This is a genomic window from Pseudomonas putida (genome assembly GCF_028682475.1).
GTDB lineage: Bacteria > Pseudomonadota > Gammaproteobacteria > Pseudomonadales > Pseudomonadaceae > Aquipseudomonas > Aquipseudomonas putida_AG.
The window spans coordinates 106839-119726 of sequence record NZ_JANHLE010000010.1; the positions used below are offsets into that span (position 1 = coordinate 106839).

General features: G+C 61.1%; 6 protein-coding genes. 5 read left to right on the top strand and 1 reads right to left on the bottom strand.

Annotated elements, in window-relative coordinates:
* Positions 1-41: 41 nt before the first annotated feature.
* Entirely contained in the window at positions 42-5675 is a 5634-nt protein-coding gene (locus NPS47_RS11075) for an NEL-type E3 ubiquitin ligase domain-containing protein (protein WP_274295013.1), read from the bottom strand.
* A gap of 171 nt (positions 5676-5846) precedes the next feature.
* Between NPS47_RS11075 and pip the strand changes: the two genes are divergently transcribed.
* The 5 genes from pip to NPS47_RS11100 all read left to right on the top strand — a co-directional run bounded on the left by pip (position 5847) and on the right by NPS47_RS11100 (position 12844).
* Positions 5847-6818 (top strand): prolyl aminopeptidase, encoded by a 972-nt coding sequence (gene pip / locus NPS47_RS11080; RefSeq protein ID WP_157194512.1) that lies wholly within the window; start codon positions 5847-5849, stop codon positions 6816-6818.
* Positions 6815-7252 carry a D-aminoacyl-tRNA deacylase gene (gene dtd / locus NPS47_RS11085; RefSeq protein ID WP_038615449.1) on the top strand — a complete coding sequence of 146 codons (438 nt, stop codon included), beginning with the start codon at positions 6815-6817 and terminating at the stop codon, positions 7250-7252. Before pip ends, dtd begins: the two co-directional genes overlap by 4 nt.
* A gap of 261 nt (positions 7253-7513) precedes the next feature.
* Positions 7514-9229 carry a glucan biosynthesis protein G gene (locus tag NPS47_RS11090; RefSeq protein ID WP_274295014.1) on the top strand — a complete coding sequence of 572 codons (1716 nt, stop codon included), beginning with the start codon at positions 7514-7516 and terminating at the stop codon, positions 9227-9229.
* A complete protein-coding gene (mdoH, locus tag NPS47_RS11095) occupies positions 9222-11795 on the top strand; it encodes a glucans biosynthesis glucosyltransferase MdoH (RefSeq protein WP_274295015.1) in 2574 nt (857 codons plus the stop codon). Before NPS47_RS11090 ends, mdoH begins: the two co-directional genes overlap by 8 nt.
* 245 nt (positions 11796-12040) lie before the next feature.
* Positions 12041-12844, top strand: coding sequence for a transporter substrate-binding domain-containing protein (locus tag NPS47_RS11100; protein WP_422422879.1), 804 nt, complete (start codon positions 12041-12043; stop codon positions 12842-12844).
* Positions 12845-12888 lie beyond the last annotated feature (44 nt).

Sequence of the window (12888 nt, forward strand, 5' to 3'; positions counted from 1 at the left end):
CCGTCCTCGACGGGCGGGCGGGGATTGCCCGGTACCCGTGTCTAGTCCTGGCGTCTGCCGGCCTGGTTGGTCAGTTCGCGGAGCAGGGCTTGCTCCTGGTTTTGCAGGTTATCCCTGAGTATCTGCAGGGAAGGCTCCAGTGCTTCGATCGAATCATCCGGATGTTGCTCAAACAGCCGGCGTTCCTCCTCACGGTAGGTATTGGTGATTGCTTCGAAGCGTTCGGCATGGGTATCGCGCAGGTAACTCTCCCAGAGCCTGAAGCTGGCCGCGAACTGCAGGAACGACTCTCCGTCTTCGGCCTCGCGGATCCGCCTTTCAACCCTTTCGAGTTCCCCCCGCTGCAGCCTGACGGCGCTTTCATACAGCATATGGTCAGCAGGGGCAGGCAGATCCAGCACGGTGGCCAACCTGCGGTGGTAGGCCAGCCGCAGTTCTGCCTCGTCTCTGTCGTTTGCTAGCTCACGCGCGATGTTGTCAAGTTCCCGCTGGCGGTACAGACGGCGGGTTAACTGATACATGTACTGGTCGTGGTTGGCCCCGGGTATGGCCATCTCCACCTGCCTTATCAGCAGTTGCTCCTCGATCTGTTTGAACACCAGGAGTGCGCCATCGTGGCAGGTTTTCGAAGAGGCCCCGTCTTGAGCCATGCCATTGAAAAGCTGGCGCTGATCGCTGTTGTCTGCCGCCATGTCCAGTACTCGCCAGACCCGGTCAATGAATTCGGGTCTGGACGAATGGGTGCGGTAGGGGGCTGACTGCGACAAGCGTCCGACCAGCCCCAGCAGATCCTCGGCATCAGCGCTGTGCTCGAGCACTTGCCACTGGCTTCTATGGGCCGTGCGCATCTGCTCCGAGCCCTGTAACCAGCGTTCGACATTCGGCACATCCCCGGGCAGCCAGGGGACTGGACTATGGCGATGGGCGCTTGCCGCACTGCCGACGCTGCCTGGGCTGCTGCCTGGCGAGCTGTCGTCGCTGCTGAAGTGGTAGTCGAGCGGTTGCAGGTTGAGGATTTCCAGCGGCAGATCCATGTCGAAGGTATAGCTTCGATGACGGCCCTGGGAGAGGTGGGCTCGTTGCATGGTCTCGTGGCTCAGCGGATTGCCGGTGAGTGAGATGGAGGTAAAGCCATCGTCATTTTCCGGGTTGCTCAGGATCGGCTCGGGAAGCTCGGTCAGCAGGTTGTCGTCCAGCGCCAGCACATACAGGGGCATCAGGTCGCTCAACCACGCAGGCCAGCTCTGCAGCCCGACGTTGCGCAAATACAGACGATGCAGTGGCCGACTGAACTCGATCGAGCTTGGCAGGGCCGGGCTGAAGCGGTTACCGGACAGGTCCAGGGCAATCAGGCCACGCATGCGGGCCAGGTCGTCGATGACCGCTTGATCGACCACCAGGCCTTGCTCGCGAAGGTTCAACTCGCGGATCCCGGCGGCGTCGACCAGTGCCGATGGCAGGGTGCGCAGAGGCTGCACATGCCCTTCGAGGGTCAGTGAGCTGAGCGCCGGGAAGCGCCGCAGCAATTGATTGAGTTGCCCAGTGGACGCGTTGACGCGCCTGAGCCTGAGGTGTTCAACATAACCGTAGAAAAAGCCCGGCAAGCGTGAAGGAAAGTCACTCAGTGACAGGTCTTCAAGGTGCAATGGGAACAGGCTGGCACCGCGCACCCGTTGCTCCCAGAAGTCGAGGATCACCTCGGCGAGCTGGGTTCGCGAGCGTATGGTTTCGTTGCTCAGCGGCGCTGACGAGCTTGAGCTGTTCGCCCACTGGTACACCGCTTCGCGCAACGCCTGGCGCTCGTCTATCAACGCCAACAGGCGCTCTTCGATGGCCAGTGGGAGCGCCAGATTGAAACTGAATCTGCGCGCTTGCCCATCCTGGCTGAGGTACATGTCGCGCAGCTGGGCCGGGAAAATGGCATTACCGTCCAGAGACACCAGTGTCTGGTGGTCGGGGTCGATGTCGTTGTTTACCAGGAACTCAGGCACCACGGTGAAGTTGTTGCTGCGCAGCGAAACTTCGCCGATTCGTTCCAGTGCCTGACTGTCCAGCCAGGCAGGCCAGCTGGCAAACCTCATGCGCTCCAGGCCAAGGCGCTGCAGCTGCCAGTCGGGCAGACGCAAGGGCAGGTCTGGCGCCAAGGTATTGCCACTCAGATCCAGGCGGCCAAGGTGTTGGCGTGTGGCCAGCTGTTCGAAGCTTTGCGCTGTCAGCACAAGGTTCTGGTTGATGAATCTCAGCTCTGTCAGGTGGGGAAAGCTTCTGACGATCAACTCAAGACTGCTGGAGAGCTCGGAAGCTGCTGCGTTGGCACTGTAGGGGCGCTCGATCTCCAGTCTTTCAAGGAGGGGGAAGTGCTGGAAGAGATTGCTCAGCTGAGCCTCGAACTGCGCCCAGCCGAGGGAACCATCCGCCGAGTGATCGAGTGACAGGTTGATCAGCTGTAGATGCCGGGTGCGTGCCGCAATGAAGTCCGGCAGGTGCTGGGGGAACTCGGCGATGAATGTGTGCTGTAGACGTAAAGGCCGCAGCGCTTGGTTGAGCTCTGGCACTGCGCTGTGGAACCATTGTTGCCAGAGGACCGCTTCGATTTCCTGCCTGCTGGATTCGCGGCTGGCCAGGTCGGCAATTGTCCCCGGGCCTGCGCGCCATTGATCCACGCTGTCTTGCAGCTCCTGGCGTTCAGCGATCAATTGCCTGATCCGGTCCTGGATCTGCGCTGCTGACCTGCCGTCCTGTTGCAGCCTTGCCAGAATCTGCTCGGCCGAGACCGTGATCCGTTGCGGTAGCCCGCTGTCGTTGATCTGGGCCAGCAGCATGTTTCGGCTCAGTGCCCCACCGATGTTGCCATTGCCGCTCAAGGGGTAGCCGAGACGTCCATCGGCCAGGCGCATGGGCGATCTGAAACCGGGACGTTGCATGCCCAGAATCTTGCGCAGGCGCCAGCGGGGCAGCAGAGGTGCCAGCTGAACCTGCTCGCGGAGGGTTACCGCGTCTGTCACGCCGGAGGTCGCCAGCGCTGCACGCTGAGTCTCGCTCAACGCCTCGAACAATGCTCCGTAGATCGTGTCATGGCCGACAGCCGGGTTGATCGGCGTACCGGTGCGCGAGGTGATGTATCCAGCTGGATTACTGGTGATCAGCATGCGCTGCGCGCCGCTCTCCGGGCCGATACTGTCGAGCCTCCGATAGTACGGAAACGGGTGTAATTCAATGCTGACCTCGGGCGGCCAGCCTGGCAGCGTTGGCAGGGTGTGCAGGATCAACCGGTCAGTATCTGGATTGCGCACCGACGCCAGGTACAGCCCCTCGTATGCACGAGTGAGGCGGATCTGTTGCTGGTAGAGGCGGATCTCTTCGGCCAGGCGCGTTGGCACTTTTCCGGTGCTCAACGCTTGCAGTTCGGATGGCTGGGCGTTGCGTAGCAACTCCTCGGTGATGGCGCTGGGGAGCTGCGGATACACGCGCTGGATCACGCCGGCGGTCGCTGCCTGGTTTGCGGGCAAGAGGCCATATCGTTTTTCCAGCTCTGCGTTACGTATGCTTGCCTCTGCCTGGGCAAGCGACTGCATGACTTCTTTGTCCAGCGCAAAGCGCTTCATCGTGTCTTCCAGCTGGGCCGGTAGCCGTTGATTCTCGCTCAGCAGGCGACGAAGTACGTCCTCATCGGTGCCACTGACATGCAGGATCCGCATTGCCGTTTCATCGCTGAATTGCTCATTGCGATAACCCAGGCGCCGAAACAGTTGCATGCCTTGCCATTCTTGCGGCTGATCCAGCTCATGCAGCCAGGCGCCTGCGCCGTTATGGCGAATCGGCGGTTCATAGCTGTGTGCTTTGGTCGGGTGCTCAATGCTATAGCCATCAGCAGCGGGCGTTTGCTTGACTGCATAGGCCTGGCCCTCCAGGACCAGCAAGGCCTTCCCGTCGTGATGCCGTAGACCCAGCTCGTCCGGCTCGAGCTCCGCGGGAATCACGATATCCTGCACGAAGGGCACTAAGTCGGGTTTCCATAGACGGGGTTCGCCATCGGGCATCTCGACATCTTCAAGCTCTTCGATGAACGAAGGGGTTTCGACAGGGATGCGTTCAGGCCCTGGCGTCGGTGTCTCGATTTCTTTAACGCCTTCGCCCTGGCTTCCCAGCTCGGCTCCGATCGCCGCGCCGCCTAGACCTTGCAATACCAGGAGTGAGACGTTTTCCACAACGTCCAGCATGTAGCCGAAGGCAATTTCCTTGTCGTCATTGCTCCAGCTCTCGATGCCTTCATACACTTCGTTGCCCAACTGCAAGACCGTTGCGGCCAGCATCAGGTAGCCCACCTCGGGTACCACGAAGGCGACGGCATTGAGCGCGTCAAGCGCAATGGATTCAATGTAGGCCAGACGCCGGTGCAAGGTCATGGCGTCCATGGCCAGCGTTGGCACGGCATGAAACCTGGCATCATCGCGGTGCCGCACAAAGCCCTGATAGACCATTTCGGCGAGGAACGGGCGCTTGAACGCATGGGGTACTAACGGCAGCGTTGCTTGAGGGTCAGGCACCCGTTCGTAGATGTTTTTAACGGTGAACGTCAGTGGCAGCAGTCGATCCTGCAGCTTGACCGTGAGTGTTGACTTGCTGGCGTCGGGGATATGCCGGGCAATGTAAGACATGTCCCGCTGTAACCTGTCGCGCAACTGTGTGCAAAGTGCCTCGAACGAGGCGTACTCCTTGATCGGGGTGTCGACATCATGCGGGTTGTACAGCGCCACGACCTGGCTGTTCGAGTCATCAGGTTGGTGCAGGCTGATTGACACCAGGCCGGTCAGCTCGACGTCCCATAGGTTGAGGAACGCGAAGGTGCTCGGCATGCTCGACGGGGCAGCTAGTTCCTCAAGTGGTGTGGCCAGCACGGCTTCATACATTGCCTGGCTGATGTCGTTTTTCAGGTAGGCAAGGTGCACGCTTTGTTTGAATACCGATACTTCCGGGCGGCCCAGCGTTTCAATCGCAACCGCCTGGGCTGCAAGCGTGCTTTCGCCAGGTTTGGGCGTGGGGTAGTAGATGCTGTCGAGCTGGGCGTAGTAGGTACCGCCGATATCCAGGGTTCGGCACAGTGCGGCGAATTGTTCGGGGGCGATGTCGACGACGTTCTCGAAAGGCGGACCCGCTTGATAGCCACGCTGGTCGAGAATCACCGATCTGCGTATGGCCGGCGTGTAAGCATCCATCCCTCCGGGCTCCGTGGCGCTGGCCTCGAAGTTTTGCATGGCATAGTGCTTCAAGGATTTGACGCACAGCTCAGGGTTTCTAGGGCCTGAGTCGCGTTGATAGACAACGCTGTATAAAACAGCATCAAGCAGGTACGTCCTGGCGACATCAATCTCCATCCCGAACTGGTTTTTGATGGCTTCGGTCAACGCGTGACTGGCGAACGCGTCGAGATGCTTGAAATTCCTGAACAGCTTGCCAACTTCTGCCTGGTGTCCACGATAGGCCGCATGTTCCTGCGCCAGGGCCTTGGCCACCTCCGGCTTATCCCGGCAGGCTTTTTCAAGCCAGCCGGGCGCTTGTTTGTGTGCATCACGCAGCGTCTGTAACGTTTCCTTGGGCGCGGTTTTCATCCACTGGGGAATCTTGCCCTCAATGGTTGTGTAGTGAATGCTGTTACCTGTGCTATCCGTGGTCATGCGAGAGCCCTTTATGTGATTCATGGCTCCGGCACTATGTCCGGCAGGTTTGGCGCAATGTGGTAGATATGTGCGTGCCGGGGGTGAATACCGATGGCAGAGGGGCATGCTCAAAGCGCAATTCAGGTTTATGATGCCCAACGGCAGAATAATTCCCACACGGAGTGCGTAATGCAGACCTTGTACCCGCAGATCAAACCCTACGCCCGGCACGATCTGGCCGTGGAAGCACCGCATGTGCTGTACGTCGACGAGAGCGGTTCGCCGGAAGGTCTGCCGGTGCTGTTCATCCATGGTGGCCCGGGCGCCGGCTGCGATGCCCAGAGCCGTTGCTACTTTGATCCCAACCTGTACCGGATCATCACCTTCGATCAGCGCGGCTGCGGCCGCTCGACCCCGCATGCCAGCCTGGAAAACAACACCACCTGGCACCTGATCGAAGACATGGAGCGCATCCGCAAACACCTGGGGATCGAAAAGTGGCTGCTGTTCGGCGGTTCCTGGGGTTCGACCCTGGCCCTGGCCTATGCCCAGACCCACCCCGAGCGCGTGCATGGCCTGATCCTGCGCGGCATCTTCCTGTGCCGCCCGCAAGAGATCGAGTGGTTCTACCAGGCCGGTGCCAGCCGCTTGTTCCCGGACTATTGGCAGGATTACATCGCGCCGATTCCGGCGGAAGAACGTGGTGACCTGGTCAAGGCCTTCCACAAGCGTCTGACCGGCAACGACCAGATTGCCCAGATGCATGCAGCCAAGGCCTGGTCCACCTGGGAAGGGCGTACCGCAACGTTACGGCCGAACCCGCTGGTGGTCGATCGCTTCTCCGAGCCGCAGCGTGCGTTGTCGATCGCCCGTATCGAATGCCACTACTTCACCAACAATGCCTTCCTCGAACCGGACCAGCTGATCCGCGACATGCCGAAGATCGCCCATCTGCCGGCGGTCATCGTGCATGGCCGCTACGACGTGATCTGCCCGCTGGACAATGCCTGGGAACTGCACCAGGCCTGGCCGAACAGTGAGTTGAAGGTGATTCGCGACGCGGGTCACGCGGCTTCCGAACCGGGTATCACCGATGCCCTGGTGCGTGCCGCCGACCAGATGGCCCGGCGCCTGCTCGACCTGCCTCTGGAAGAAGCATGAAGGGGCTGCTGCAACGTGTGCGTGGCGCACGGGTAGATGTCGAGGGCAAAACCGTAGGGGCAATCGACCAGGGCCTGCTGGTGCTGGTCGCGGTGGAACCCGGCGATACCCGCGCGCACGCCGACAAATTGCTGCACAAGCTGCTCAACTACCGGGTGTTCAGCGATCCGCAGGGCAAGATGAACCTGTCGCTCAAGGATATTGGCGGCGGTCTGCTGCTGGTGTCGCAGTTCACCCTGGCCGCTGACACCCAGAGCGGCCTGCGCCCGAGCTTTTCCACCGCGGCGCCGCCGGCCCTCGGCGCGGAGCTTTTCGACTATTTACTGGCCCAGGCCCAGACGCTGCATGGCACGGTTGCCAGTGGTCAGTTCGGGGCTGACATGCAGGTGCACCTGGTCAATGATGGCCCCGTAACATTTATGTTACAAATCTGATGGCAAAAAACCCCTGTTTGCAGGAAAACAAGGGGTTTTGTAGCATAAATAGTTGGTTTGGCCTGATGCGTTGTAACGCCGCCTGCTGGATAATCGCGCGCTATGTGGACCTGCGTTCGTGGGTTCGTTTGACTCTGACTTGAGACTGTCCGGAACCGTTTGGGGAATCATTGCGCCCTTTCGGAGTCCGAACAGTGCTCGCCAACCTGGCATATGTCGCTGGCCGTTGGTTTATTGATCTGTTTTCGGCGAGGGTTGCTCGTGATTGTAAGTCCCTGTAATGCACCAAGAACCCCTGGCAATCGGCTGCGCAAGGCCTTTTTGACAGGCGCAACGCTGGTAGGCCTGTTCAGCGCAGGTCAGCTCTGGGCGTTCAACCTTGACGATGTTGCGGCCAAGGCGAAGGATCTTGCCGGACAGAAGTACGAGGCGCCGAAAAGCAATCTGCCAGCTGTGTTCCGTGACATGAAGTACGGCGACTACCAGCAGATCCGTTTTCTGCCGGAGAAGGCGGAGTGGGCCAAGGACAAGACCCCGTTCAAGCTGTCCTTCTATCACCAGGGCATGCATTTCGACACGCCGGTGAAAATCAACGAAGTCACCGCGACCAAGGTCGAGGAGATCAAGTACGACCCGAGCCGCTTCGATTTCGGCAGCGTGCAGTTTGATCCAAAAGCCACCGAGAACCTCGGCTACGCCGGTTTCCGCGTGCTGTACCCGATCAACAAGGCCGACAAGCAGGATGAAATCATGACCCTGCTTGGCGCCAGCTATTTCCGCGTGGTCGGCAAGGGCCATGTGTATGGCCTGTCCGCCCGTGGCCTGGCCATCGACACCGCGCTGCCGTCCGGCGAAGAGTTCCCGCGCTTCACCGAGTTCTGGATCGAGAAGCCGAAGGCCACCGACAAACACCTGGTGATCTACGCACTGCTCGACTCGCCGCGCTCCACCGGTGCCTACAAGCTGACCCTGCGTCCAGGCAGCGACACCATTGTCGACGTCAAATCCCAGGTGTTCCTGCGTGACCACGTCAGCCGTCTGGGCATTGCCCCGCTGACCAGCATGTTCCTGTTCGGCGGCAACCAGCCGTCGAAAGTGCTCAACTACCGCCCGGCCCTGCACGACTCCGAAGGCCTGTCGATCCATGCCGGTAACGGCGAATGGCTGTGGCGTCCGCTGAACAACCCGAAACACCTGGCCGTGAGCAACTTCAGCGTCGAGAACCCGCGTGGTTTTGGCTTGCTGCAGCGCCAGCGCGAGTTCAGCCAGTTCGAAGACCTCGATGACAACTACCAGAAGCGTCCAAGCGCCTGGATCGAGCCGGTTGGCGACTGGGGCAAAGGCACTGTCGACCTGGTCGAGATTCCGACCGCCGACGAAACCAACGACAACATCGTTGCCTTCTGGAGCCCGGAAAAACTGCCGGAGCCGGGCACCCCGTTCGAATACGCCTACCGCCTGCACTGGACCATCGACGAGTCCGAATTCCATTCGCCGAACCTCGGTTGGGTCAAGCAGACCCTGCGCTCGACCGGTGACGTCAAACAGTCCAACCTGATCCGTCAGCCGGACGGCAGCGTGGCCTTCCTGGTCGACTTCGAAGGCCCGGTGCTGGCTAAACTGCCAGAGGACACCGCCGTGCGTAGTCAGGTCAGCCTCGGTGACAACGCCGAGCTGGTCGAGAACAACCTGCGCTACAACCCGGAGATCAAAGGCTGGCGCCTGACCTTGCGAATGAAGGTCAAAGACCCGAGCAAGTCCGTGGAAATGCGTGCAGCACTGCTGCGTGACGTCCCGGTCGAGCCGGCCAAGCCAGCAAAACCGGCTAAACAGGACAAGGCAGCAGCGAAAACTGCCAAGGCCGAGAAGCCTGCCGAGCAACCCGCCGCCGACGCGGCATCCACCACTGGGGCACCGGCCACCACCGAACAGGTGCTGACCGAGACCTGGAGCTATCAGTTGCCTGCCGATGAGTAACTCTCAAGCACGGCCAGAATCGCTTGGCGAATACCTGGCCCACCTACCACTGAGCGATGAGCAGCGGGCAGAACTTGCCAGCTGCACCTCGTTCAGCGAGCTGCATCAACGTTTGTCGGCCCAGCCGGGCACTCGCGATGCCGAAGCCGTGCAGGCTTCGGTCGGCGAGCGCCTGACCCTGAACAGCGCCGAGGACATGCACGACGCCGAGATGCTGGCGGTGGATGGCAGTGGCCGGGTGTGTCTCAAGGCCACGCCGCCGATCCGCCGTACCCGGGTGATTCCCGAGCCATGGCGTACCAACATCCTGATTCGCGCCTGGCGCCGCCTGACCGGGCGCAGCAACGCCCCGGCACCGGAAAAGCGCGAGCTGCCCAAGGCGCGCTGGCGCTGGGTCGGCTCCATGCGCCGCTATATCCTGCTGGCGCTGATGCTCGGTCAGACCATCGTTGCCGGCTGGTACATGAAGGGCATCCTGCCGTACCAGGGCTGGTCGTTCGTCGATCTCGACGAAATCACCCATCAGTCGCTGCTGCAGACCGCCACCCAGGTTTGGCCGTATGCATTGCAGACCAGCATCCTGATCTTGTTCGGCATCCTGTTCTGCTGGGTGTCGGCCGGTTTCTGGACCGCGTTGATGGGCTTTCTCGAGCTGTTGACCGGCCGCGACAAGTACCGTATTTCCGGCAGCAGTGCCGGTAACGAGCCGATCGAAGCCGGGGCGCGTACCGCCATCGTCATGCCGATCTGCAACGAAGATGTGCCGCGGGTGTTTGCCGGCCTGCGCGCGACCTTCGAGTCGGTTGCCGCCACCGGTGATCTGGACCGCTTCGACTTCTTCGTGCTCAGTGACACCAACGACAGCGATATCGCCGTGGCTGAACAGCAGGCGTGGCTGGAAGTCTGCCGCGAGGCCAAGGGCTTCGGGCGCATCTTCTATCGCCGCCGTCGCCGCCGGGTGAAACGCAAGAGCGGCAACCTCGACGACTTCTGCCGTCGCTGGGGCGGCGACTACCGTTACATGGTGGTCCTCGACGCCGACAGCGTGATGAGTGGCGAATGCCTGACCAGCCTGGTGCGCCTGATGGAAGCCAACCCGGATGCGGGGATCATCCAGACCGCGCCGAAAGCCTCGGGCATGGATACCCTGTATGCGCGCATGCAGCAGTTCGCGACCCGCGTCTACGGCCCGCTGTTCACTGCCGGCCTGCACTTCTGGCAGCTCGGTGAGTCGCACTACTGGGGCCATAACGCGATCATCCGCATGAAGCCGTTCATCGAGCACTGCGCCCTGGCGCCGTTGCCGGGCAAAGGTGCGTTCGCCGGTGCGATCCTCTCCCACGACTTCGTCGAAGCCGCGCTGATGCGCCGTGCCGGCTGGGGCGTGTGGATTGCCTACGATCTGCCGGGCAGCTATGAAGAGTTGCCGCCGAACCTGCTCGACGAACTCAAGCGTGACCGGCGCTGGTGCCACGGCAACCTGATGAACTTCCGCCTGTTCCTGGTCAAGGGCATGCACCCGGTGCACCGCGCGGTGTTCCTTACCGGGGTGATGTCGTACCTGTCGGCGCCGTTGTGGTTCTTCTTCCTGGTGCTGTCGACGGCGTTGCTGGCGACCAACACCCTGATGGAGCCGCAGTACTTCCTTGAACCGCGTCAGCTTTATCCGTTGTGGCCACAGTGGCACCCGGAGAAGGCCATTGCGCTGTTCTCGACCACCATCGTGCTGCTGTTCCTGCCCAAGTTGCTCAGTATCATCCTGATCTGGGCCAAGGGTGCGAAAGAGTTCGGCGGGCGCTTCAAGGTGACCTTGTCGATGTTGCTGGAGATGCTGTTCTCCATGCTGCTGGCACCGGTGCGGATGATTTTCCACACCCGTTTCGTGCTGGCTGCCTTCCTCGGCTGGGCCGCGACCTGGAACTCGCCGCAGCGTGACGATGATTCCACGCCGTGGAGCGAAGCGGTGCGCCGTCATGGTCCGCAGACCTTGCTGGGCGTGGCCTGGGCCTTGCTGGTGGCGTGGCTGAACCCGAGCTTCCTGTGGTGGCTGGTGCCGATCGTCGGTTCGCTGATGCTGTCGATCCCGGTGTCGGTGATCTCCAGCCGGGTGCACCTGGGCTTGCGTGCCAAAGACGAGAGCCTGTTCCTGATCCCCGAGGAATACGCCACGCCGCACGAGCTGCTGGCAACCGACCAGTACACCCACGAAAACCGCTGGCATGCCATGCACGACGGTTTCGTCCGGGCCGTGGTCGACCCGCAGCAGAATGCCCTGGCCTGTGCCCTGGCCACGGCGCGTCATGGTGTCGCGGCACCAATCGAAGCGCTGCGTGCCGAGCGAATTGGCATGGCGCTGGACCTTGGTCCAAGCGGCCTGGACGGCAACACCCGTCTGGCCCTGCTCAGCGATCCGGTCGCTTTGGCGCGTTTGCACACACGGGTCTGGGCCGAGAACAAAGAGGCCTGGTTGGGCGTCTGGCGGCAGTCGATCGCCAACGACCCGCACTCGCCGCTGTTGCCGTTGCATCCGGAGCCTGTGGCGCAGCCTTCGCTGGCCAGCGCCTGATCGGCTGAGCGGTTGCAAAAATCGCCGGCAAGGCCGGCTCCCACAGGGTTGTATGCACAACCGACCTGGTGGGAGCCGGCCTTGCCGGCGATGCTTTTTCTGCTATCAACAGGCAACAAAGTCTTCAGTGCCTATATGTAGCGTGGCGCTCATGCGTTAGCATCCCCCCCGAATATCTCGCACCCGTCTGTAGGACGGTTCGCGCTAAAAATAAAATTCGAGCTTTCTTGCTGGGGGATCTGGTGATGTTGAAAAAGTTTCTGTCGACCCTGCTGATCGGCGTCACCGCGCTGGTCGCGGTCAATGCCGCCCAGGCGGCCGGCGCCATCGATGAAGCGGTCAAGCGTGGCACCCTGCGTGCCGGCATGGACCCTACCTACATGCCGTTCCAGATGACCAACAAGCGTGGCGAGATCGTCGGCTTCGAAGTCGACATCCTCAAGGCCATGGCCAAGTCCATGGGCGTCAAGCTGGAGATGGTCTCCACCTCCTACGATGGCATCATCCCGGCCCTGATGACCGACAAGTTCGACATCATCAGCAGCGGCATGACCCTGACCCAGGAACGCAACCTCAAGCTGAACTTCAGCGAACCCTTCATCGTTGTCGGCCAGACCCTGCTGATCCGCAAGGAGCTGGCGGGCGAGATCAAGTCCTATAAAGACTTGAACAACGAGAAATACCGCCTGACCTCCAAGCTCGGCACCACCGGCGAAATGGTCGCCAAGAAGCTGATCGGCAAAGCCAAGTACCACGGCTACGACAACGAGCAGGAAGCGGTGATGGATGTGGTCAACGGCAAGGCTGACGCCTTCGTCTACGACGCCCCTTACAACGTGGTGGCGGTGAACAAGGCCGGCGCTGGCAAGCTGCTGTTCCTCGACAAGCCGTTCACCTTCGAACCGCTGGCTTTCGGCCTGAAAAAAGGCGACTACGACAGCCTGAACTTCATCAACAACTTCCTGCACCAGATCAAGCACGACGGTACCTACGATCGCATCCACGACAAGTGGTTCAAGGACACCGCCTGGCTCAAGGACATGGAATAAGGCCGCGGCACCACGCCCGGTTTGAAACCCGACGCGCAGGCAGG

What these genes read in the sequence shown, in the direction of transcription:
- pip (WP_157194512.1), top strand. Translation starts at nt 5,847, where the DNA reads ATGCAGACCTTGTACCCGCAGATCAAACCCTACGCCCGGCACGATCTG.
- NPS47_RS11100 (WP_422422879.1), top strand. Translation starts at nt 12,041, where the DNA reads ATGTTGAAAAAGTTTCTGTCGACCCTGCTGATCGGCGTCACCGCGCTG.
- dtd (WP_038615449.1), top strand. Translation starts at nt 6,815, where the DNA reads ATGAAGGGGCTGCTGCAACGTGTGCGTGGCGCACGGGTAGATGTCGAG.
- mdoH (WP_274295015.1), top strand. Translation starts at nt 9,222, where the DNA reads ATGAGTAACTCTCAAGCACGGCCAGAATCGCTTGGCGAATACCTGGCC.
- NPS47_RS11075 (WP_274295013.1), bottom strand. Translation starts at nt 5,675, where the DNA reads ATGACCACGGATAGCACAGGTAACAGCATTCACTACACAACCATTGAG.